The sequence below is a fragment of the Lacibacter sp. genome (assembly GCF_035299325.1).
Lineage (GTDB): Bacteria > Bacteroidota > Bacteroidia > Chitinophagales > Chitinophagaceae > Lacibacter.
The window spans coordinates 40440-65764 of sequence record NZ_DATGWT010000008.1; the positions used below are offsets into that span (position 1 = coordinate 40440).

Sequence of the window (25325 nt, forward strand, 5' to 3'; positions counted from 1 at the left end):
GATTTGTGGAAAGCCTCCTGTTTTCAACTAACTTTGCGGCCTTAAATCTAATTATGCTTCATACTATCGAAAGTGCGATCGAGGATATCCGTAATGGTAAAATGGTGATTGTGGTGGATGATGAGGACCGTGAGAATGAGGGCGATTTTATTATTGCAGCCCGCCATGTAACGCCTGAGGTGATCAATTTTATGAGCAAAGAAGGCCGTGGACTCATTTGTGCTGCCATTACAGATGAGCGATGTATAGAGCTGAAGCTGGAACCAATGGTTTCATCGAATACATCCCTGCACGAAACTGCCTTTACCATTTCTGTTGATCTAACCGGACCCGGTACCGGCACCGGTATCTCAGCCCAGGACAGAGCGAAAACCATACAGGCACTTATAAACAAGGATACCAAGCCCGAAGATCTTGCCCGGCCGGGACATATTTTTCCTCTCAGAGCAAAACCCGGTGGGGTATTGCGCCGCAGCGGGCATACTGAAGCTACCATTGATCTTGCCCGCTTAGCCGGACTGGAACCTGCAGGTGTGTTGGTGGAAATTATGAATGAAGATGGCAGCATGGCCCGTCTTCCTCAATTGGAAATTATTGCAGAAAAGTTCGGTTTAAAGATTATTTCAATAAAAGATTTAATTGAATACAGACTTAAGATCGATTCACTCATCGAAGAGATTGTTCGGGTTGAAATGCCAACGGCTTATGGTCATTTTAAACTGATCGCTTTCCGTGAAAAAGAAACAAAACAGGAACACCTTGCATTGATAAAAGGAACATGGGAAAATGATGAACCTGTGCTGGTGCGTGTGCACTCATCTTGTTTTACGGGTGATATTCTTGGTTCATTGCGTTGTGATTGTGGCGATCAGTTGCACAGTGCCATGCAAATGGTGGAAAAAGAAGGGAAGGGTGTGGTGTTGTATATGAACCAGGAGGGAAGAGGTATTGGATTGTTTAATAAACTGAAAGCTTATAAACTACAGGAAGAAGGTTTAGATACGGTAGAAGCAAATCTTCATTTGGGTTTACCGATGGACGCAAGAGATTATGGCGTGGGCGCACAAATTCTTCGCACACTCAATGTTTCCAAACTGAAACTGATCAGCAATAACCCCAAGAAAAGAGCAGGTTTGTTAGGTTATGGTTTAGAGATCGTGGAAACTGTTCCCGTACGGATTGCTCCGAATGAATACAATCAAAAATACCTTGAAACAAAGCGTGATAAATTAGGTCACGAAATTTTGAAGTAAGATCAGAATTCAAAATCTTTTACATAAGAGAAACTGATACCGGTTCTGTTTGCTGCACGCCATTGTACATCATACACACTACGGTAAAAACCAATCAAACGTAGTTTGCCATCCGGAGTGAGCAGCCATTCCAATGTAAAGTCAGGTGTTAACTGGTTGTTGTTTTGTATAGGGGTGTTTTGACCGGTATTAACCAATAAGGAACCACCTGCTTTTAAAATGAGTTTCCCATTTAGTAATCGTTTCGTTACACCAAACCGGCTGGTGCCTCCAAAGTTTTGTGATTCAGCATCTGTACCGGAAATTAACCCGGGTGTAAATGTTACATAAGGATCAAGATTCAACTTATTGATACCGGGAATATTTTTCAGGATAAGACCAAGACCCGACTGTACCTGTTGTGCCAAAAATTCGGTAAGTGTTCCTGCAACGCTTGAACCTATTCCGCCAATGGCATTTGCTGCATTTGCATTGTTGCTCAGGAATTGATTAAATACCAGTAATGAGAAGACCTGGTTGTTCAATTCATTCGGGTTACTCTGCATACGTCGAAAACCGGCATCAGTAATGGGGTTGTTACGACATGGGTGGCCTTGAGGTAACTCAAACCGGAATGATATAACAGGATTTGATAAAGAACCGGAAAGATTGCTGATTACAGTTAAAGAGTTTTGTTCATTGCTGCTGCAAAGATCAGCAGGTAATGTCACTCTTTCAATTTCATAACGGGCATCAATATTAATTTGTGCATTATAAGGATCTCCGTTCCAATCTACAGTGCCGTTATTGATGATAAATTGTTTTTTGATAAGCGCCTGCCAGTTGAATGTGTAACGTCCTTTGGTGATGTTGTAACGGCCACTCATCGATGTTCCTTCATTGGTGCTAACCCTGATATTGAGATTGCCATTACCTTGCCCTTCAATTATATCATTGGTGGTCTCATCAAGGATCAAATAGATTTTCGCAAGCGGATTAGGAAATACATCAAGATCTACTGTGAGGTTGGATGATTCTTTTACTTTCGATTCCACCTTCATTTCTTTACCGTATTGACGGAACACAATAAAATCAGCAGTACCGGTAACACGGGAATCAGATGTTGGCAGATAAACTTTAGAACTATCGGTTGGCTCACCTCTGAAGCGGAGAACAATGTCGTCAACTGCACCTCGAACTGTACCGCTGGCATTTGCTACTACATGGCCGTAAAACTGACTGTTATCTCTTTTAGTTGTGTTCAGTACAAGGAAACCCCGCTTTGCATCGTTGGCGTGAAACTCCATGTTAAAAGCCATCTTCTTGAAAAACTGGTGTTGCATTTTTCCTGAGAAAGTAGCAGTGCGTTTAGCCGTATCAGTGAGTATGATGCTGCCAAAATCAATTTCTCCCTGCCTGAAAACGATCTCTGCACCTTCATTCATTTTGTAACGGCACTTCGTATAATCAAGAACAAAAGATGCGTCACTTAATTTTACATTACCGATAAGATCAGGTGCACTGGCATTTCCCTGTAAACGGATCACACCATTTGCCACACCTTTCATATCAGTCATAATAACCGATAAGTATTTTTCAAGTATACTCAGCTTCAGATTCTTTGCATCAATCACCTGGTCGATGGTTGGATTCTTTGGATCTTTAATGTTGATCTTTCCACTACTTAAGAAATCATAAAAAGGATTATCGGAAACAATGTTTGAATTGATTTCACCTGTTTCAACATTGTAGTTACCAGTGATTGCGACCACACCAATTGAATCATTATTGAAACGGAAACGTTCTGCCTTTAGATCTGCATCGATCCTGATCTTTCCGTATGGATTGGTAACGTTCACTTGCCCCGTTACCTGTCCTTCCAATCGGGGATCCTTTAATACATAGGGCATTACATCTTCGAGATGCACGTTGTTTAATTCAACAACAAAATCTTCTGTTGAACCTGTTTCTGAAAACTTAGTATAGGCTTTGATCGATTCATTTCCCGATTCAAGTTTTATACTTTCGGAATGAATCATATTCTTCCCAATAAACAGATCGCTTTTGTCTTCAATATTCCAGACTTTATCGTTGATCACTAATGTTGAAGGCTGGAATACAATTTCAACACCATCCCTGTTGGTTTTGATCTTTGCGTTGAGGTTCGCATCTTTTAATGTTTGCGATGCTCTTGTGCGAATGTTTACTGAACCTGTATCGTTTGCTGCAGTAACCGTAAACGTTGTTTGTGGTAAACTTAGACTGTCGTTTAATATCACTTCGCTGATAGCACCTTTCAGATCGAGTTTTTTGTAATCACCTGTTGCAGTAATGGCAATGCTGTTAAAACCAATGTCTTTGTATTTGAATTCAGGCACATCGGTTTGCAGGTTGAATGTACTTTCATTTGTGCTGATATAACCTTTAATAATACTGTTGTCAAATCCTTTTACGGGAATATTGAGCAAGTCAATATACTCCGCAATATTTCTTGTTGTAATATCAAATTTGAAATCCTGGTTCTTTACCTGTTTATTCGGTTTAGGAATATAAGCAGGGAAATAAATATGCAGGAACGATAAAGCAGTATTCGGCAAGTCGAGAATATTAAAGTTGCCAACAATGTTTACATCTGCTTCATTACTTCGTGCAGCTAATTGTTTTTTACCATCAATAATAACCGATGAGAGTGAAAAGTAATCGAATGAAAGTTGATTGGTGTCGTTTGTTAGTACTGCATTTTGCAGGTTGGCAGTGCCAAGAAAGTCGTCGATTGTTCTTCCTTTAAAATCAACGTTTACAAATGACTTCAACCGAAGCTTGTTCTTTGTGAGGCCAAGTTCTTTGAAATTGATATTGTAAACGTCGCCAACAACATTATAACTAGGTGTGTCTTTGCTCAGGTTCACCATGCCCGTTAAGTTTACGGACAGGTTACTGTCTTTCACAATAAATGAACCATCAAACTTTCTTTTCTCATATACACCTTTTGCCGTAATGTTTCTGTAGGTATAACCATCCAAATAAAATGCCTGTATATTACCATCAACTTCAGCAAACAAAGTTTTGGGATTAAACCCACGACCTTTCAGTGAGCCATCCATTACAATTGTTCCAAACATTGGATCATTAATAAAGGTGCCCAACGCAAAACCATTTGTTTTGATCTTCCCGGAATAAATAGGTTCGCTTTTATCGGGAAGCTTCAGGTTTATATCTGTTACCAGTGTACCCAGGTTTGTTTGAATTGTACCATAGGTAACAAAATCTTTAAAGAAGCCTGTGAACGATCCTGAAAAATTGAGATAGCTGATCTTTGAAATAGCCGGGTTGCTGATCTTGCGTAATGGCGGATAAATGGAAGCTGCATCTTCATAAGAAGTTTGCAACCTGTTTGCTTTCAGATCAAGAAATGTATTGTTAATATCGGGAAGACCATCCATGGTAAAACTTCCATCAAGAACTGTTTGCCGTAATGTATTGATGACAATATCGGTTCCTTTTAAATGATCAACTGTGCCCCTCACTTTGCCTTTAATACTGATACGGTCATTCCAGTCTTTTAATACGGGGGCAAAAAAAGCAATATCATCACTATGCAGTTCACTGTTTTCAAACACGCCCTCCATCCGTACATGTGTAAGAAATTCGCTCATGTCATGATCAAACTGCTCATATCGTAAGGCAAAGAAATTACTTAACCTGCTCTTGTTGGTGCGGGCGGTCAGGTTTTTAAACTCCATGCCTTGTGGGTAAAACAGAAAATCTGCATCAAGCTGCTTCACTTCAAGCCCGCTTCTTTCTTTTGCTGTGAGTTGAATATTGGCTGTTAAGCTGTCACCAAGGAATTGCAGGTTTTTAAACTGGCCATTCAACTTTGTAAAACGAAGATGGGCACCATCAAAATATTCAAGTGGTTCTCGATCTGTTGCGTTATCAATCCTGAATTCACCATTATCAACCTTTACGTTCTTTGCGCTCATTTTCCAGCCCGCTTCATTCCAGTGTTGCGCAACTATTTCTTGCGTATGATATGCACTATCTGATTTTGGCTCACTTTTCTTTCTCTTGCCAACATAATTGTTAATAGCAAAGTAGGGTGAAGTGATTTCAATCATTTCCGCTTCAATGATCTTATTGGGAAGATCAAATGTTTTGAGATCAACGAGCAAATATCCCAGTTTCCCGGCCATAGTCTGCCCACGCCATTCATCTTTCTGGATAATAGAGATGTTCTTCAGTTCAATCTTTTTTAACTGCAGTTCCTTTTGTTTTTTCTTACCTGTGGATTTTGTGGGAGAAGAAAAATAATCGATCAGGAACTGGTAATTCCAAACGCTGTCGGTGCGGTGGGCGTATAACTGCGTTTGTTCAAGACCGATATATTTTAGTTCGATCTTGTCTGTCAGGAAAAACCAATCGGAAAGATTGGTGCTGAGCCGACCGATATAGGCAAGCGTGTCTTTATTTCGGTCTTTCACCAAAACACCCTCAATAAGTGCCTTGTTGAACAGGGCAAAATCTACGTGTTTTACCGATACTTCTGTTTTTAATTCACTGGCGAGCCACTTTGCTGCTTTCCTTGAGAGCCAGTTTTGCACGGGACTTGTTTGAATAAGCAACCATACTGCCACCAAAAGCAGGAACAGGACAAGTAAAATGCGGGTTAGTATTTTTAAGATTTTTCTAGCCAAGGTATTTGATCTGTAAAAGTAACCATTCGTGCTGGTACGGCAAATTCAATACCACTATTAACAAAACAAATAAATGCCTGTAAGTATTGCAGCAGGCATGTTAAAGACGCTGAAAACTTAATGAAGGATTTCCTGAACGTGTTTTTTGATGTTGGATGCTATCTTTTCCATTGGCAGATCGTTGGCATCAATGCCAAACGGGTCTTCAATTTCTTCAGCTACCAGTTCAAGACTGGCCAGTACGTAAAACACAAATGTTACCACCGGTATTACATAATATCCCATTGTAAACACATAGCCAAAAGGAAGCGTCATAACATAGAAGAAGATAAATTTCTTAATGAAAACACTATATGAAAACGGGATAGGGGTGTTCTTTATCCGTTCACATGCGCCACATATTTCGGCAAATGACTGTAATTCGGCATTAAGGATGATCAATTCATCACCCGTAATTTTTCCCTGCTGATGCAGCAAGTACACCCGTTTAAAGAGTTGCGCTGCTATCTGGTTCGGAATATGTTTCCCCTGATCAATATTGGCCAGCAGATGCCCATGATCATCCTCATCAAACAAAGCGGTTTTTGTTGACTCCTGCTGCAAATGGTTCATTAAGCTGTAGGCATAGAAAGGAATACTGCTGCTGAAGAACATCCGGTTATTCTTGTCTTCTTCTTTCAGAATAGCAGCCAGTTTTATCGACAGGTTTCTACTGTTATTAACAAGCGAACCCCAGAGTTTGCGACCCTCCCACCAACGGTCATATGCGGTATTGGTTCGAAATACAAGCAGCATGGAAATTGCAAAGCCCAACAGGCTATGCATCATGGGTATGTTCTTTAGATGATTGTTGTCTGAAAGATTGAATACCTCCACTTCAAGCACGGCAATGATAGCTGAATAGACGGCTATGCCGAACAAAAGCGGCGACAACTTACGTATGGTATCCGATTTATGTAACCGGAATATGAACGTGAACCACTCTTTAGGATTATACCTGATCATAACAGTAATTGGTAAGCGACAAAGTTCTTACTTTTTCTTTCCGAACCAATAACCAATTCCTGCGCTGATTGTCCTATATCTTAAATTGCCGGCATCATTTGTATTGATCATGTTGCCCAAGCCATGAGAGTAGTTAAGTAATAAACGAAGCCCGTTCGTGGTTTCATATCCAAGGCCCAAATGCCATTCAGCATCAAACTGGCCGTAACGTGTAAAACCATAATGCAGATCTCTGTCAACAGGGTTGCCATTCTGATCTTGTTTGGTCTGCTTTCCAAGTAAGCCAAAGCCTAATGATGGACCGGTGCTGATGAACACAGTGTTTTCATTTCTGTCGGGGTGTTTAAAATCGATCTGCACGAGTGGCATTACCCGAAACTGCAGTTCGTTTACTTTGCTGAATTCATTCGGCACTAAGGTTTTTGCTTTCATGCCACGGTAATTAAAATCGACCTGGGGAGTAAAGAACAGGCGATTATCAAAAGGGATCTTCATCATTACGCCGGCATTGCCGCCATGTGTGCCTTCAGTTTTTGTTACAGTGTAAGCAGAGAGGACATAGCCATAACTACCTCTTACGCCATAGTATATTTTACCAAGACCTTGCGATTTTGTAACAGATGTAATTACGGTACAGAAGGTAAGCAGTAGAAAAAACGATTTCATTTTATACATTTAATTTAGTGATTGCCGCAATGGTTTAATACTGCTCAATTAGCTGAGCAAGCTTTTCAAGATCGGATCTTAAATGGAGGGCATTCACAACGACCCGGTTGACGGGGTCGCTTTCAGGATGAGGATAGCCGAAGGAAGATATGATAACATTGTTCTGTAACAGGTACGGGGCGATGCCTTTTTTCGCTACTACAAACACAGGAGTTCCTTCACCGGCCACAAATGTATCGTTTGTTATGAGTTTTTGCAAGTATTCAATGTTTTGCAGCAAAATTTCCCTTTGTTGAATGAATAAATCACCTGCTTCAGACCATGCGTAAGCCAGTGAAGGCATCAACGGAGTGCTGGTGGCATAGTTCACATGCCTGCGCACAGCGGCTATCCATTTCCGTGAGCCGGTAATGGCACCACCGTTGATATGAAATGCTTTAGATAAAGAGAAATTCAGCAACAGATCGAAGTTTGACGGCAGGCTCAATAAAGAAGCGATGCCTTTTCCATCTTTCCCCAACCAGCCAATGCCATGCGAATCATCAACAATGAGTGTGATATTGAAAGATGCAGGCGTTGAAGCAAGAAATGCAAAGTTGTTGATATGACCCGGAGTTGGGTTGATACTGTCTGCAGTAACTGCAAATTGAAACTCACCTGCAACAGCACGTTCATCAAGAAATTGTTGCCATGATAATGTTTCCGGTATTTTACTGATGCCGGGCAATGCCGATGAAGCAGGGTGGGTATACGGCAAACAATAAACATTCATTTCTTTACTTACCACATCAACTGCTGTGCGTGCAGATAAAAAACCTGAAGAAAAAACAGCAGCATCTTCTGTTGATGTAAATGAAGCTAACTGTTCTTCCATTTTTGCATAAAGATCAAGTGCTGTGTTTGAGATGCGTGAAGACGGATAAACCACACCATACAGATCAATGCCTTTTTTTACGAGATCAGTAAACGTTTTGTTCAACCCCAAACCCAAATAGGAGTAACCTGAAAAGAACAGATGTTCTTTTCCTTCAATGATGGTTGTTCTGCCGGGTGCCTGTGATAAAGTAACCATTAAGGTTTTTGCATTTGATCATTGAATTGTTGTGATTGGCCTTTTGGTATCGAAAGGCTTTGCCACTGCTTATCTTTTATCATGCGTCCAATGTAAACGATTTGTCCAACATGGTAGGGATAGTGTGCCAGCTGACGATTGAGAGCGTCAACAACCGAAAGTTCTTCGCTTCTGATGGTGATTGTTTTCAGCAAATCATCTTCAGTAAGGCTTTTTACAGCGGAGAGATAACATGTCCAACCTTCTTCCCATTTTTGCAGCAAAGCCTCTTTGCTTAATTGCTGTTCTTCAAATTCTGTATCACGGTTGCGCCATTCTTTTTCTCCATCTTCTGTTAAAAAGTTTGTGAAGCGACTAAGCATGTTGCCAACCAGATGTTGTACGATGATGGCTATGCTGTTGCTTTCTTCATTGGGTTGGTAATGAAAGTCTGCTTCATTCAATTGATCAAATGTTTTATCAGCCAGCTCTTTGTAATAAGTGCTGCGTTTAATGTAAGATGATAAAAAGGTTTCTGCTAATAGCATTTCAGATATATGATTTAGGATGTATGAATTCTGATTTAATATAGCAACTTGTGCTTTGTATTTTGTTTTTTGGCTTTTGGGTTATCATCTTGTTCCTTTATTTTATGCCGTCACGGTCAATATCCTTCTGCATGATCATCCCCCCGGTTATCAGCAACTGCTTCAACTACTCCGTTTACAATCTTAATTGCTTCAAAACGGCCGATAGTACCACGTTCTGCGATTTTATAACCCATCTCTTCCAGTTTTGTTTTTAAGTCTGCTGGGAATCCCTTCTCAACATACACAACATCCGGCAGCCATTGATGATGAAAACGTGGTTTCCAAACTGCATCTTCAAGACTCAGGTTAAACTCTATTGTATTTAGCAGCACTTGGTATACTTGTGTGGGAATAGTTGTACCGCCGGGAGAACCAATCACAAGAAATGGTTTCCCGTTTTTCAAAACTATGGTAGGCGTCATAGAGCTTAGCATGCGTTTGTTGGGAGCAATGGCATTTGCTTCCGTACCTAAAGCTCCATACATATTTGGAACACCAGGTTTAATACTAAAGTCATCCATTTCATTATTCAAGATGAAACCGGCACCACCCACAACTGTTCTGCTTCCATAACCTCCATTAAGCGTTGTTGTTACTGAAACTGCATTTCCACTTGCATCATAAACCGAAAGATGAGTGGTCTCTTCACTTTCAGGGTTGATGTTTCCATGATTCGTTGTTTTACTGTTGCCTGCCTTGCCTAATTCAAAATCGCTCATCCGTTCCCGTAAGTATTCCGGTGAAGTAAGTTTTTTCACCGGCACTTTTACAAAATCTCTGTCACCAAGAAATTCTGCACGGTCGGCAAATGCACGACGCTCAGCCTCTATCATTAATTGCACAGCTTGCCAGGAATGAAAACCATACTGACCAATATTCCGGTTCTCAACCATGCCCATCATCTGTTGAATTAAAATACCGCCACTGCTTACCAATGGCATGCCGACAATCGTGTACTCTTTGTACTTCGATACCATTGCCACACGCTTCGCTGTTTTGTAATTTTTCAGATCGGCCAATGTAATAACGCCGGCGCCACGTTTCATTTCTTCAACGATCAACCGTGCAGTTTCGCCTTCATAAAAACCTTTCTGCCCAAGATCACGAATGCGTTTGAGTGTATTGGCCAATTCTTTTTGCACTAAAGTGTCGCCAGCCTTCCAGCCACCATACTTGATAAATGCACTTGGCCTTGAACTATAGCGCACAAACTGGCCCGCATAATTATTAAGACTATTTGCTTCTGATTCTGTGATCACAAAACCTTTTTCTGCCAGATCAATGGCTGGTTGTATCAATTGTTTAAACGGGAGTTTTGCATAGGCATGGGTTGAAAATAAACCTGCAACAGTACCGGGCACACCTGAAGCTAAATGACCATTCTGGCTGAGATTGGTTTGTGCATTACCATCTTTATCGAGATACATATCCCTGCTTGCGGAACCAGGTGCTTTTTCCCGGTAATCGAGAGCAACCTGTTCGCCTTTATTGGTAACAGCTACCATAAACCCACCGCCGCCAATGTTTCCTGCACCGGGGAAAACTACTGCTAACGCTAATTGTGTTGCAATGGCTGCATCAAATGCATTGCCTCCTTTTTTCATGATAGCAACGCCAACCTTACTGGCAAGCGGATGCGCACTTACAACTGCTGCTTTTCCGCTTGTTTTCTTTTCAATGGTATAGTTATAGGGATTGTATTGAGCAAGGGAAGGAGATGCTGCAACCAACAGAAGTAAGACAACCAGTTTTCTCATGAACTTAATTTTACCGAAATTAATTTTTTACTGGGTAACTCCGCTTATCTTAGGCATAAATTAAACCAACTGTATGATAAGCGGCTGACTCTATGTCGGTCGCTTTTTTAAATTTGCAACCATAATTTAATGTATGAGAAAAAATCTTTCCCTGTTAATTGCGCTGTGCATATCAATATCGGCAATTGCGCAAGTTCAAAGCCCTGAACAGTTTCTTGGTTATAAGATCGGCACACGTTACACGCCACATTGGAAAGTGGTGAGCTATTTTCAACATGTAGCGGCAAATGCACCAAAAACAGTAAAGCTTCAGCAGTATGGCCAAACAAATGAAGGCCGTCCCTTGATGGTTGCTTTTATTTCTTCAGAAGAAAACATGGGTAACCTTGAAGCCATTCGTGTAAACAATTTACGACTTGCGAATCTTACAAAAGACAGGGCTGCGCCAAATGAGAATGCACCTGCTATCGTTTGGATGAGTTACAATGTGCATGGTAACGAAACATCAAGCAGTGAAGCGGCATTGATGACCGTGTATGCATTGGTTGATCCTTCAAACGCAAAAACAAAAGAATGGTTGAAGAATACTGTGGTGGTGATGGATCCTTGTATTAACCCCGATGGTCGTGACCGTTATGTAAACTGGTTCAATTCTGTTGTGGGCGTAAACGCAAATCCTCGTATGGATACCCGTGAGCACCGTGATCCATGGCCGGGCGGCAGAACCAATCATTACAATTTTGATCTCAACCGTGACTGGGCCTGGCAAACACAGGTAGAAAGTCAGCAGCGTTTGAAACTATACAATCAATGGATGCCGCAGATACATGTGGATTATCATGAGCAGGGAATTAATGAGCCGTATTATTTTGCTCCTGCAGCAGAACCATTTCATGAAGTGATCACACAATGGCAACGTGATTTTCAAACAACTATTGGTAAAAACCACGCAAAATATTTTGATGCAAACGGATGGCTGTATTTCACCAAACTCCGTTTCGATTTATTCTATCCATCGTATGGAGATACCTATCCAACATATAACGGAGCAATTGGTATGACGTATGAACAGGGTGGTGGTCCGGCAGGTGGTGCAACTGCATTAACAGAAGAAGGTGATACCTTAACTCTGTTAGACAGAGCAACACATCATTTTACAACTGGCTTAAGCACGGTTGAAATTTCTTCGATGAATGCGAACAAACTCATTGCTGAGTTCCGTAAGTTTTTTAATAAAGGAGTAAGCAGTGGTTTTGGTGAATACAAGACCTATGTAGTTAAGAACAATGCAAAAGATGCCGATCGCATAGCTGCATTAACACTATTACTCGATAAGAATGGTATTGAATATGGAACTGCTTCCGGTGCAGGGAAAGGCTATAATTATTTTACAGGCAAAGATGAAAGTTTCAATGTTGCAAATGGAGATCTGGTGATCAGTGCTTTTCAACCACGCTCTGCGATGGTACAGGTGTTGTTTGAACCAAAATCAAAACTCAGCGATTCTGCAACTTATGATATTACTGCATGGAGTTTGCCTTATGCTTACGGCTTGCAGGCTTTTGCTTCAAAAGATCGTATCAATACAAGTGCTTATCAAAAACCGGCACAGGTAAATAATTCTTCTGCTGATGCATATGCATATGTTATTAAGTGGGAGAGTGTGCAAAGTGCGAAAGTTGTAGGTGATTTGCTGGAGAAAGGAATCAAGCTTCGTTATACGGAAGTGCCGTTTGAAGTTGGTGGACAGAAATTCGATCGTGGTTCCATCATTATTATGAAAACAAGTAACCAGTCATTTGGAGCACAATTGTGGAAACATGTTGCTGATGCAGCTAATGCAGCCAACGTAAAAACATATCCCATCTCTACCGGTTTTGTTGATGCTGGAGGTGATCTTGGAAGTGATCTGGTGTCACCATTCAAATTCAAGAATGTGGTTTTGCTTACAGGTGAAGGAGTAAATGGAAATGCAGCTGGTGAGGTCTGGCATTTCTTTGATAAACAACTGGAATATCCTGTTTCATTGGTATATGCAAATGATATCAGTCGCATTAATTGGCAGCAAACTGATGTGATCATTATGCCCGATGGTAACTATCGTTTCCTTGCTGATAAGGCTTCGGCTGATCAATTGAAAGATTGGGTAAGCAAAGGCGGTAAAGTAATTGCCATGGAAGGTGCTGCTTCTTCATTTGCACGTTTAGACTGGGGTTTAAAATCGAAGAAAACAGATGAAGCTGCAAGCAAAGATCCGTACGATCCTTTACGTTCGTTCGAAAACCGTGAACGTGATTTTGTTCGAAATATGACGCCAGGTTCTATTTATAAAGTGGAATTGGATAATACGCATCCGTTGGCATTTGGTTATCCCAATTACTATTTCACATTAAAGATGGATGACAATATTTTCGATTTCTTCAATAACACCGGTTGGAACGTTGGTGTGATCAAGAAAGAAGGTCAGCTTGCCGGCTTTGTTGGATCTAAACTGAAAGACCGTTTGAAAGATGGATTATTGTTTGGTGCACAGAACATCGGTCGTGGATCAGTAGTGTATATCACTGATGATATTATGTTCCGCAATTTCTGGGAGAACGGGAAGTTGATGTTGTGTAATGCAGTATTTTTTAATTAAGAAGGCGAATATTCAAACTGGAATGGCTTCTGCTTTAAGCAGAAGCCATTCCAGTTATTACTTATAATTGATTTCAATTATTTTTTCAACGAGATTTAAATTGCCATCAATGTCTACACCTTGCAGGGTAAAGCGGATTGCTTTAGGTTTTGTTTTTTGATTAACTGCAATAACAATTGATTTATCTTTTGGGGAAATATTTGCATTCCACAGCAGTGTTGGTTGAGGCGAGGTAGATATTTGGGACGTTACAGGTAAAGCATAAAAGCTATTATTAACTGTGTAGCCTGTAACCTTCAGATTCGAAAAATCTTTTTCATAAATCGCTTTTCCTGCATTCACACCTTTTTTAGTGTAGATAGCGATTGCTCCGGTAGGTATACCAAGTGCGGCCGCTTCTGTTCGTAATACTTTTACCAACGCCACATCACTAAGAACAAGTGTTTCAACTACTTCCTGAGGTACATTTATTTCGTTAAGGTAGAAAGCAACCCCGCCTCTGTTGAGTAAAACGCCATTAACTTCCCTGTTGCCAAATGCATCGGCTAATGGTTCTTCACTACCGGGAATTTGCAGGTCGCTGTATCTTGAAAAATAAACGTTTGGATTAAATGTACCTTCCACTCGAAGCCCGGGCACCTGCGATTGCAGATAATACCAAATGTTTTGATTGCTTTGGCGCTCCGAAGGGTCAAGAGACAAACCGCTTTGGAATATACCCGGTGAAGCGTAAACGATATTCAAAGAATCTTTGCGTGCCAGCTTTCTCTTTCCCTGTATAATAATTTCTTTCAGGTTTTTGTAATTGCTAACGGTGCTGTCTAAATGAGTAAAGCTCGATTTTAAATAGTTGGAAAAAGTGCTTTCACTATTTTTTGTAGTATCAAGATCGATCGGGCTTACAACTGAGCTATGACTTAAGGTGTCGATATATGAGGGGTAAAAAGTAACATCAACAACATATTTTTCTTTTTTACTGTTTGTTCCCTGGTAGTAAACATCGGCTTTCTTAAAGAATTTAATTTTGTCTACTATAAATTCACCCTTGTCTGTAAGAGTAGCATCAGATAGCATGGTTGTAGAATCCTCTGCTTTTATAATAAAGCTTACTTTACCGTCTTTTATAATTTCTGAACGATCACTTTTTGTGACCTTTCCTTTTATATTAATACTTGTTTCCACAGGGAATTTAAGAGTAGTGCTGTTTGAAGTAATTACATCTTTCCAGTTATATCGCTTCCAGCCATGCGTCATTAACAAAAGGTCAAGATGTTTCAAGCGAACAATTGATTTGTCTTCTACATAATAGCCGGGATTATTAATACTTCCTTTCAGATCAGAGGTTAGAAACAGGCTTGATACCAGATTGTTGTTTGTAAATATTGGTGACACCAAAGAAGCATCGGAACATAATAACGAATTGCTGACGGTAGATAAACTGTCTATCCTGAACGTTAAATACGTAATGCCATTCTGTTCCTTACTGTTGGTTTGTACAATTGATGGTTGAGCAACCGTGTAATTATCAATAAATGCCAATCGTTCTGCAACAACAGATCCGTTAGGGTGAAAAAAAGTGATATGCAAAATTCCCGGAGGAAGATTTTTCTTTGAGATAGCTGCTGCTGAAAGGCCTTCATCAAAATTTAATTCATTCAGGAATACGAGTTTACCGTTTAGCGTTGCAGATAAATACAATCGGTTATAAAAATCTTTATTTGTTTCATTTCGCTCGGCTGAAACAAATATTCTGGATGGCTTACTATTGTCGATACGAATTGAAATACCTTCTTTTTCTGCTGCCGGCAAATTGAATTTTTGTGAAATGCCTTCAATCACCGCATGATAGCTTGTACTTGCAGTTGGTATAAATTCAAATAGTCCCATTCCATCGTGTTCTGTTGTTAATGTAGTAATTGTTTTGCCGGTTTGATCATTAAGTTTAGCATTAATACTTACAGGCAGACCTTTTTCATTTACTGCTTTAAAAGCAACCCTTGCTGAAAGTCCTTCGATTAGTTTTCCGCCTTCAGGAAAGAATTGCATATACAGAGCTGGTTTTGCAGTATTATTTTTTGTCTTGTAATCGATATTGTAAATGTAAATTGGTTCAGATGCAAGAAATGTGGGGTAGTTTAACATCCAAAGCGTGTAACTGCGTATGCTGAAATTGCCACTTTTTATATCAACAGGTATTTCCATGTAACCCGCAGAAGTGCCCATACTGTCCAGCTCATACATTTGTTTAAGGATTACTCTTCCTGAGTCATTAATAAGATCGGTATAAACAATACGGCTTAAGAAAGCAGGCTGCTGATCAATAAATGCCCATAGTTTAAACCATATTTTTTCAGCAGCAAAATAGTGCGACCTGTCGGTCTGTAGAAAGATTTTTTCCTGCGGGTTTTCCTGGTCCCATTTTTTCATGCCAGTAGAAATTTGCGAGGGAAGGGGCGATTGCGAAATCGCATTTTGAACAATTACGATAAGTAATAATGCAACAAGAATAAGATGATAAAGTGTACGCATAGAAGCAAAAACTTATTATGTAAATGTAAAAAATGTAGCTAAAATAAAAGGCTGCTTTTAGATAAAAGCAGCCTTTTATGAGTGGGTGTTTTTTTAATAACTTAAAACGCCATCAATGATATGTACTACACCGTTAGATCCAAGAATGTCTTTGACAGTAACGTTTACAGGCGTAGCATTCGTTTTACCTTTTAGTTTATTGCCACTCTCCAGTGAAGTGATTGTTTTTCCTGCGCCAAGAGCTGTTTGCGGGGTTTCTACGTTTGTTCCAAAGTCGTTAGAGAACAATCGAACACTGCTGAAATAATGGTAACGGACAATTGAATCAACTCTTGCAACAGGTGCCGCAGCAATAGCAGCACTTGTAAGTCCGGCTGCTGTCATTGCATTGTCGGTTGGAGCAAGAATAGTAAACACCGCAGTAGTGTTCAATGCTGCCCATCTGTTAGCTCTTGTTAATGCAGCAATAAAAAGAGAATGCTGTCCCGTTTTGGTTAATATTGCCTGCATTGTTCCTGTGTATAACGGTGGAAGATTAATTCGGTTTATTTTATGCACATAGCCATTTGAAACACGGTTATCAATACTGGTTATTCTGCTTCCATTCACAAAATAATCAGCGCCTTTTCTGCCAATATATACTGCAACCCCCAATTGAGTTGTGCGTGGAAAACTGTTTTGTGCAACCATTTCATTTGATGCAAACGAAGCATTGACCAAGTGGTACATCAACAAATAACTGATATCACCTGCTTTCATTTTGTTAATTGAATCAAGTGTTATGCCGGCGGCTGCAAACGCATCATTGTTGGGAGCAAACCACGTAAACGGCCCTGGCCCATCTTTGAACGACTGCAAACCAGCCCTGTCCAGTGCTGCAGCAAAAAGGCTGAGATCAGACTGTGATTGCAGGTACGAGCTTAGGGTAGGGTAAAGAGGAGCATCATCTGTTTTATTGCAGGACGAAATAATTATCCCCGCACCAAGAATTATAGTTAGATAAATGATTGATCGTTTCATAAAAGCAATTTTATTGATTGTATATAGCTGTGCTTAATGTAGGAACATAAATTCCAGTGCCATTAGAAAAACCTCCAGCATAGTAAGTGATACTTCGTTGATTTAAACTTGCAGTTGCAGGTGGGGTTTGCACGGTTCCCACATTTATACCTGTAGAAGTGGCCATTCGGTAACGTACGTTGGCGTTTGTTCCCGAAATCGGAAGCTTTATGAAATTACTCGCTGCTTTAAAATCAAGATTCTTTACAATAGTATCCCTCGTAACAACAGCAGCAGAAGCTGAGTCTATTCTTATTAATGACAAAGACGGTGATTTTGCCATGGCATTAATAAAACGGATGTAGAAAAAGCCACTGTCCGGAACTGGTGATAAGCTTGTTTCATTTGCAAAAAGAGTTCTGTCAACTCCGGTATCTGCCAGCGTTACTGCATAAAATTTGCCGGCAGCCAATCCAATGTTACCGGTAAAAATTATGACCGAATCATTCAGCGTACCAATGTTAGGCAATGACAATTTCATCGCAGCATTAGGAGTTACTGCTGCATAGTCAGGCTGATTGATAATTGACGGGAATAATCCGCCGCTGCCTGCGGTATTGGAACCGTTAAGTTTTACATCATTTACTTTAATCATCACAGACGGTGTGCCGGGCGAAAGAAAGAAAAATCTTGCATAGGCTTTATCGGTCGGCAGGTCGTATATGGTAAGTCTAAGTTCATTTTTTTCACAACTAAACAGGACTAAAGCTGCAAGAATTGTAATGAAAGAATATGAATGAATACGTTTCATGATAGTTGAATTATGTTGATGTTAGGGTTTACTGAACCACATTTCGTAGGTATGATAATCGGTATTGGTTGCCCCAATTTTCCGTAATTCATTAAGGTTCCAGTCAAACTCTGAAAAGTTGGTGGGTCTGTACCTGTTTGCAAGTTTAGGCCCAAGATTATTTGATGAAAATGTTGTGACGACTGTAAATCCTTTATAAACAGGAAGGTCAGTTAAAGGATCCAGATCATAATAATGGTATCTTCTCAAATCACTCCAGGATTCAACAAAATTCCAGCCAAAATCGCCAATATATTTTTGCAGCATAATGTCTGTGAGCTTTAATTCAGCAGGTGTTTGTTTAACAGCAGCACTTTGGAGATAAGTCGTTTTAGCAGCAGCTGGAATTTGTGTTACTCCATTTGCAGACGTATTCATCGTGTTTACAAAATCAAAATGAGCACCTATTCCATTCAGGTAAGCTGCATGGGCAACTGCTGAACCAGCCTGCTTACGAAACGCAGCTTCTGCTTTTATAAACTGAAGTTCAAAGTAAGTCATGATTGGAAAACTCGCACTGTTTTGAAAAAGGTATTTACCAATTCGTGCAGTGAAATTGTTAAGCCCCGGGTTAGTGATTGCACTGTCGCCCCATGGTGTACTTGGTGCTCTGCGGAATGTAACAGTGCCTGCAGAGCCAATTGTATAGCCGGCACCCGGAAGCATATATCTGTATCCGCCGTTTGGTTCTAACATATTATTGTTGGTAGTAACAGTATCAGGACTTGCGCTGAGCATACGTGAAAGACGTGGGTCACGGCTCGGGGGGGTACTGTTGCCATAGAAGATGGTACCGTCAAGCAGTTGAACAATGAACTTCGATTGCCTTCTGACTGCAAAGTTGTCTCGGGCAGGTCCAAGTGGATTTGAATCATCGTTACGGGTTGCCGAATGAACAATCATGAAATTATCTGCATTCGAAGCAAAACTTTTGTCAACAAAAGCTATTACAGAATCAGGATTGTAATTGCCTTTATTTGTGAGATGATGCCAGTTACGGGCCATAATACCATACACAAATTTTATCCATTTTGAGCGGTCGCCTTGGTACACCTGATCGCCTCTTGCCATGAGCGATTGGTTTACATTTCCGTCTGTTCTGTTCAGGTATTCAAGAGCTTTGCGACAAAGTGAATCAACCGCATTGTATAAATATTCCTGATTATCATATTCAAAATAAACACGGTTGGGTTCCCATGCCTGCCTGTAAGGCATTTCGCCAAAAACATCTGTTGTTGTTTGCAGCCCCCATGCACGTAAGGCAATGGCTGCTCCTACATAATCCCACTGTTCTTCAAGAATGCCTTTTTTAATTATTAGATTAATAGCTGTACCCTGAACAGTATAAAAATCACGCCATAACTGATTGCCACCAGATCCTCCGGCATTCCCTCCATGTGCATCATAATTTTCGGTTGCAGTTGTATGATTGAAGTTTTGAATGTATTGCGATATTGTAACGCCTTGCAATACCATTGCTCTGGACATAACGCCTGTTACAGGTGGCAGCAAACTTGCAAGATTCGGATTTTGAGGACTTGCAGGATCTGCATTTATGTCAAGATATTTACGGCAACCCGAAAAAGTGGTTATTGCCAAAACAAGTAAGAGAAATAGTTTATTTATTTTTTTCATAACTCTTTTTTTGTGGTTTAGAATTGTGCACGTATTCCAAAATTTAAACCTCTAGGTGTAGCGAGGTTCCCAAAGTCGAGACCAACTCCTCCAATGCCACCTCTTGAAGCTGCATTGTTAGCATTTGCTGATGGATCTGCACCGGAATAATTAGTAAGAATGAAAAGGTCTGTACCGGTAAACGTAATGGCTGCACTTTTTATCACCCGCTGTTTTTTAAGCAATTTTGAAGGAATATTATAAGCAAACGTAATGTCTCGCAAACGAACCCAGTTTACATCACGTTCAATAAAATCTTCAGCAATTGTGCCTGCACTGTAATAATCTGATCGGAATAAAGGTGTAACAACAATGGTATTGGGTGTTGGGTTAGTGGTATTTTGCAGACCATCATTCAATACACCCTTTACAACTCTTGGAGTTTCCCGATCGAGCGTACGCTTACTTAAACCACGTAAGTACAGAAATTCTTCCGTTCCATTATATACATCCCCGCCCACACGCACATCAAGGTTAAATGAAAGATTAAAGTCCTGAAAGAAAGTAAAGTTGTTGATTATTCCCATCAGGAAATCGGGCTGGCGGTCAGCAACAACTGTATAATCAAAAATGCGCACAGGCAAGCCGGTGGTTTGAGAAATTACCAAGTCTCCATTGCCATTCCTGTCAAATCTGTTGGCAGCAAGTTGGAATATGCTGCCACCTTGCACGGCAATATTCCGAATGTTGGCAATCCATGTATCAGAATTATAGAACTGCGGAAGCCCGGCAGGCATTTCAAGAATTTTATTTCGGTTGCGGCCGAAGTTTACTGTTGCGTCCCATGTAAAATTCTTTGAACGAACAGGAGTACCAGTTACTGCGAATTCAATACCTCTGTTTTGTACAGTGCCTCCATTTATCCATTGAAGAATTGCACCTGATGCGTAAGATATCCTTGGGTTTATTAACTGATCTTTTGTACGATTATCGTAATAAGCAAAATCAACGCTGAGCCTGTTCGCTAAAAACTTCATTTCAACACCGGTTTCAAATTGCTGACTAAACTCAGGTCGCAGGTTTGGGTTACCTTGCGTTACAAAAGGAGTAAAACCACCTCCCGTAAATGTAGATGTAGAGAAACGGTTTCCTTTTACATAAGGAGCACTGGGATCTCTACCAGTTGTTGCATAGTTTACCCGAAGTTTTCCATAGTTAAATTCTTTTGGAAGTGATTTAATTAGGTCACTAAAAACAATGCTCATACCAGCCGACCAATAATAATAAAGAGCATCTTTTAACTGATAATTCACGGGATCAACCAAACGGCTGGAGCCATCCATTCTTCCTGTGGCAGAAATATTTAACCAGTTATTAAAGCTTCCGGTGTAGTTTATAAAACTACCAAAGCGATTGTAATTTACGTTCGTTGTAATTGATGCAATTGTGAGTGGATCAGTATTGTTCATACTAACGAACTCGGCATCAAAAAAACGTTCGCCCTTTACAGCGTTTACTTCAAGCTTACGTGTGTCGAACGTAACAGCACCAACAACAGTGTTGTTTACTTTGCCTATTTTCTTACGTACAGTTGCACGATAAACGCCGTTTATGAGCCGTTGGTTTTCGTTCCATTGCTGCAGAATACCACCAACAGTTCTGGCAACATTACTTTGCGGATGATTGAACCATGTGCCTTTGGTTGTATAAAAGTCAATGCCGTGGATTGCTGTTAAGTTCAACCATTTAGTGATGTCGTAACTAAAGTTGATGTTCGCCTGCAAACGATCATTAATGTCATAGTTTATGTTTTTATTGACATCCCAGAACGGATTATCATCTTCAGCGGCTAATAAATCTCCACGAATTGTTTTTCGATTTCCAGTTGCTGTGATATACTCCCGGATGTCATCAGTAACCGGCCAGCTTAATAAGCTCAACAAAAATCCACCAGACCCTTTTGAAGCCTTATCAGTTCTTGAATTGATGTAAGCAAATGAGTTGGTGATATTCATTTTCGGATTTAGCTTGAATGTGGTATTCAACCTGAAATTATAACGTTGAAAACCTGTATTCGGCACAACACCTTCCTGGTTGATATAGCTTCCGGTGAATCTGTATGTGCCAACATCGCTTCCTCCATCAACAGCAATATTGTGTTGCTGTGATTTACCCGTGCGGAAAAAGCTATTGATATTGTCAAAAATTTGCTCATCTAAAGGTATGCGCTGACCAAAATAGGTGCGTACAGTGCTATTGTTTACGCCAGCGCTGCCTTGTCCGAATTCAGTTTGAATTTCCGGCAGACGGTATACTTTTTCCCAACGGAAATTGCCATTATAAGAAACATTTGCCTGTCCCTTTTTTCCTTTTTTTGTTGTGATAATAATAGCCCCGTTTGCGCCATCTGATCCATAAAGAGCTGTCGCTTCAGGTCCTTTCAAAACGGTAACGGTTTCAATATCTTCCGGGTTTATATCCATTGCACGGTTACCGAAGTCGTTACTACGATTAGCAAGGTTTAAACCACCGGAACCCGGGATTCTATCCTGCATTTCAAATGAACTGTTATCGATAATTAAGCCGTCAACCACAAACAATGGTTGGTTATTACCATCAATGGAAGTAGGCCCCCTTAAAACGATAGTTGCTGATGAGCCGGGCATACCCGTTGTTGAAGTAATTGTTGCGCCCGGAATACGTCCGGCAAGAGAGTTAATGAAGTTTTCTCTGCGGGTAGATGCAATTTCTGAACCCGCAATAGTGGTGGTTTGATAGGTCATTTCCCGCTTATTACGCTTAATGTCATAAGCAGTAACAACCACTTCTCCCAATTGTGTTTCCAGGGTTGAAAGAGATACATTTATAGTTGCAGCGTCGCCAACGGAGATTTCTTTATTGGCATACCCTACAAAAGAAAAAACAAGTGTTTGTCCTTTGTTGGCTTTGATGCTGAAATAACCTGCATCGTTTGTATTTACACCACCTGATTTGCCTTTTACCCTCACCGAAACTTTTGGTAGAGGACTATTGTCTGAAGCATCAGTGACAATTCCACTGACGGTAACTTCCTGTGCAAAGGAATGGAAGTAAAACAAAGTGCACATGCTTAGCAGAAGCAAGCGTCTGATTTTTCTCATATTCATGTAAGTTTGGTAACCTAAATTAGGAAATTAATGTTTACAAAAACAAACCAACAAGCATAATCGTGGAAAAAACCTGCATAAAAATGCATTTTTTTACTTGTGGTACGGCAGTAATCGGCATAGTGCAACCTGATAGGGTGCATATTCGGGCAGTTTTGGCTTTTAAGAGCACAGGCGCTTTTGCCGACTAACAGGTGTGATTTATCCGAATAATATTATCTTTCCGTCGAATCAATAAGCTTGTTTAAAAGCAATTAAATCACTCTTTACTTGAAGAAGAACGACCTCTTCTACATCCGCCTTTCTTTCTTTTTCAGCACCCTCATCTGTGCGGTAAAGTTTGTTGCGTGGTTTGTAACCGGTTCATTGGTGATCTTATCCGATGCACTGGAGTCCATTATTAATGTAGTGGCGGCGGCGTTTGCGTGGTACAGTATTTACCTGTCGAATAAACCAAGGGATACGGAACATCCTTACGGTCATGGAAAAATTGAATTTTTCTCTATTGGATTTGAAGGGGCTATGATTCTTATTGCAGGTTTTGGCATTCTCATACAAGCCATTGTTTTCTTTTTCAATCCCCCGGAATTGCAATCATTAACGGCTGGTCTTTGGTTAACGCTTGCAGGCGGAGCAGCGAATTTCCTGTTGGGTTTCTTTTTGTTGAAAAAAGGGAAACAAAACAACAGCCTTACGTTGCAGGGAAATGGAAAACATATTTTAAGCGACAGCTATTCAAGTATTGGTGTGGTAGTAGCAATCGTATTGATATTGCTCACGGGTTATAAATGGATCGACCCCATTGCATCAGCTGTAGCTGCAGCCATTATTATTTTTACCGGCTTTAAGCTGATGAGTAAATCGGTGCGTGGACTGATGGATGAAGTGGATATGAAAATTGTGGATGAGCTGGTTGCTATCTTAAAAGAACAACGGCAACCTAACTGGATCGATATGCACAACCTGCGTGTGCAACGCTATGGCAGTTTATACCATGTGGATTGCCATGTAACCATGCCTTATTATTTCTCACTGGAAGAAGTACACGAAGAGATCACCAAGCTCGACAAAATCCTGAATTCAAATTTTCAAAAGGGGAGTATTGAATTTTTTATTCATACAGACCCTTGTATAACATCAAGCTGTACACATTGCCAGCTAAGTGATTGCAGCGTACGGAAACAACCATTCATTCAAAAAATAGAATGGAGCAAAGAAAATTTACTACCGAACAGGAAACATTCTTTTCCTGAGTAGCACTATTCATCTCCATAACTGAACTTCAACGGAGTCAATGCTTCGATCAATGGTTTCACCCTGTAGATATTCCTGTTGAATTTATTTCCAAGAATAATAATGGTAAGCGAATCGGGAAGCACACGATAAAACGTGGAATTATTACCGTGCCACCAGCCATTGTGATAAATGATCTTGTTGTTATTTGCCAATGTGTACATTCTCCAGCCAAAACCATAATTATGAATGCCGGGCTTTTCAAAACTGTAAGGTTGAAATGCTGAATCGAGTGTTGATTGTTTAAAGAGTTTATTGCTGTACAATGCCTGGTCCCATTTCAACAGATCTCTTACCGTGCTGTAAATATTTTTATCACCATAGGTAACATCAAGATAAGTGAATGCTTCCTGCACACCATTCCACATATAAGATGGAGTAGCCGTTGCAGAATCGTTACGGTTAAATACTTTGGTATTGGTCATTTGCAGTGGAGTAAAAAATACCTCCTGCAAATAATCAGCGTACGATTTACCCGATACACGTTCAATGATCAATGCCAGCAATACAAAATTTGTATTGGAATAATTGAAACGTCTGTTAACAGCATTTTGCAGATCCGGTTTGTGTTGAATTAATGTTTGTAACACATCTTCATTTGTAACCTTTAAGTTGTCGTCCCAGTTTATCTTTTCAAGGTAGTAAGCATAATTCGGTAAGCCACTTCGTTGATTCAATAATATTTTTACAGTCATGCCTTCATATGGAAACCCCGGAAAGAATTTTTGTAATGAATCATTGATGTTCAGTTTGCCTTCTTCTGCCAGTTTCAAAACTGCCATTGCTGTAAACGTTTTGGTAGTAGAAGCAATATGAAACGGGGTATTGGCAGTAATTGAATCTTTCCCTTTCAAATGAGCAAAGCCATTGTATTCTTCAAACACAACCTGCCCTTTTTTGGCAACCAACATGGCACCATTGAAACCGGTACGTTTTAGTGATGAATCATAAAAATCTTCAGCAATACGTCTGCATCTTTCTGCTTCTGCTTTTGACAGGCTGTTTACAGCAGCAGTAATAATATCCTGATTTTCCTTGTTTTTCTTTTTTGCTGAAGACGCACCACAGCCCGAAAGTAACAGGGTAGCGGCGATATAATAAAAGAACGTTCGTTTTCTAACCAATATCATGCTTTTAATTCGGTCGTTTGGTTTAAGTAATAACGGTGATTGTTTGTCCTTATTTCGAAAATTTCAAAACAACCTAATTCTATTGTTGTTCAGTGGACTATCTTTGCGCTGCAAAATAAGCAAATCACTCA

15 protein-coding genes are annotated in these 25325 nt (G+C 40.2%); 3 read left to right on the plus strand and 12 right to left on the minus strand.

Features of this window, described 5'->3' with window-relative positions; genetic code table 11:
* Window positions 1-53 precede the first annotated feature (53 nt).
* Window positions 54-1253 (plus strand): bifunctional 3,4-dihydroxy-2-butanone-4-phosphate synthase/GTP cyclohydrolase II, encoded by a 1200-nt coding sequence (locus VK159_RS06845; RefSeq protein ID WP_324229387.1) that lies wholly within the window; start codon window positions 54-56, stop codon window positions 1251-1253.
* A gap of 2 nt (window positions 1254-1255) precedes the next feature.
* On the opposite strand, the gene VK159_RS06850 is transcribed toward VK159_RS06845, so the two are convergent.
* The 6 genes from VK159_RS06850 to ggt all read right to left on the minus strand — a co-directional run bounded on the left by VK159_RS06850 (window position 1256) and on the right by ggt (window position 10995).
* Window positions 1256-5833, minus strand: coding sequence for a translocation/assembly module TamB domain-containing protein (locus VK159_RS06850; RefSeq protein WP_324229388.1), 4578 nt, complete (start codon window positions 5831-5833; stop codon window positions 1256-1258).
* A 210-nt stretch (window positions 5834-6043) separates the two neighbouring features.
* Window positions 6044-6931, minus strand: a complete 888-nt coding sequence (locus tag VK159_RS06855; protein ID WP_324229389.1) for a bestrophin family protein — start codon at window positions 6929-6931, stop codon at window positions 6044-6046.
* A gap of 27 nt (window positions 6932-6958) precedes the next feature.
* On the minus strand, window positions 6959-7597 hold the full coding sequence (locus tag VK159_RS06860; protein ID WP_324229390.1) for a porin family protein: 639 nt from the start codon (window positions 7595-7597) through the stop codon (window positions 6959-6961).
* Between the two features lie 34 nt (window positions 7598-7631).
* Window positions 7632-8669 carry a hypothetical protein gene (locus tag VK159_RS06865; RefSeq protein ID WP_324229391.1) on the minus strand — a complete coding sequence of 346 codons (1038 nt, stop codon included), beginning with the start codon at window positions 8667-8669 and terminating at the stop codon, window positions 7632-7634.
* Window positions 8669-9196, minus strand: a complete 528-nt coding sequence (locus VK159_RS06870; RefSeq protein WP_324229392.1) for a DUF1572 family protein — start codon at window positions 9194-9196, stop codon at window positions 8669-8671. Before VK159_RS06870 ends, VK159_RS06865 begins: the two co-directional genes overlap by 1 nt.
* A gap of 116 nt (window positions 9197-9312) precedes the next feature.
* Window positions 9313-10995, minus strand: a complete 1683-nt coding sequence (gene ggt / locus VK159_RS06875) for a gamma-glutamyltransferase (RefSeq protein ID WP_324229393.1) — start codon at window positions 10993-10995, stop codon at window positions 9313-9315.
* 133 nt (window positions 10996-11128) lie between these two features.
* Here ggt and VK159_RS06880 point away from each other — a divergent pair, with 133 nt between their 5' ends.
* Window positions 11129-13633 (plus strand): M14 metallopeptidase family protein, encoded by a 2505-nt coding sequence (locus tag VK159_RS06880; RefSeq protein ID WP_324229394.1) that lies wholly within the window; start codon window positions 11129-11131, stop codon window positions 13631-13633.
* A 57-nt stretch (window positions 13634-13690) separates the two neighbouring features.
* On the opposite strand, the gene VK159_RS06885 is transcribed toward VK159_RS06880, so the two are convergent.
* The 5 genes from VK159_RS06885 to VK159_RS06905 all read right to left on the minus strand — a co-directional run bounded on the left by VK159_RS06885 (window position 13691) and on the right by VK159_RS06905 (window position 22765).
* The gene (locus VK159_RS06885; protein ID WP_324229395.1) at window positions 13691-16060 is read right to left on the minus strand and encodes a hypothetical protein; all 2370 of its coding nucleotides are present in this window, start codon (window positions 16058-16060) and stop codon (window positions 13691-13693) included.
* Between the two features lie 195 nt (window positions 16061-16255).
* On the minus strand, window positions 16256-17182 hold the full coding sequence (locus VK159_RS06890; protein ID WP_324229396.1) for a fasciclin domain-containing protein: 927 nt from the start codon (window positions 17180-17182) through the stop codon (window positions 16256-16258).
* A gap of 10 nt (window positions 17183-17192) precedes the next feature.
* A complete protein-coding gene (locus VK159_RS06895) occupies window positions 17193-17972 on the minus strand; it encodes a hypothetical protein (protein WP_324229397.1) in 780 nt (259 codons plus the stop codon).
* 21 nt (window positions 17973-17993) lie between these two features.
* Window positions 17994-19646 (minus strand): SusD/RagB family nutrient-binding outer membrane lipoprotein, encoded by a 1653-nt coding sequence (locus tag VK159_RS06900; RefSeq protein WP_324229398.1) that lies wholly within the window; start codon window positions 19644-19646, stop codon window positions 17994-17996.
* A 17-nt stretch (window positions 19647-19663) separates the two neighbouring features.
* Complete coding sequence (locus VK159_RS06905) at window positions 19664-22765, minus strand: SusC/RagA family TonB-linked outer membrane protein (protein ID WP_324229399.1); 3102 nt, start codon at window positions 22763-22765, stop codon at window positions 19664-19666.
* Window positions 22766-23041: 276 nt separating this feature from the next.
* Between VK159_RS06905 and VK159_RS06910 the strand changes: the two genes are divergently transcribed.
* Window positions 23042-24028: a cation diffusion facilitator family transporter gene (locus VK159_RS06910; protein WP_324229400.1), complete on the plus strand. Its 987-nt coding sequence runs from the start codon at window positions 23042-23044 to the stop codon at window positions 24026-24028.
* Between the two features lie 2 nt (window positions 24029-24030).
* On the opposite strand, the gene VK159_RS06915 is transcribed toward VK159_RS06910, so the two are convergent.
* Window positions 24031-25194: a serine hydrolase domain-containing protein gene (locus tag VK159_RS06915; RefSeq protein WP_324229401.1), complete on the minus strand. Its 1164-nt coding sequence runs from the start codon at window positions 25192-25194 to the stop codon at window positions 24031-24033.
* Window positions 25195-25325 lie beyond the last annotated feature (131 nt).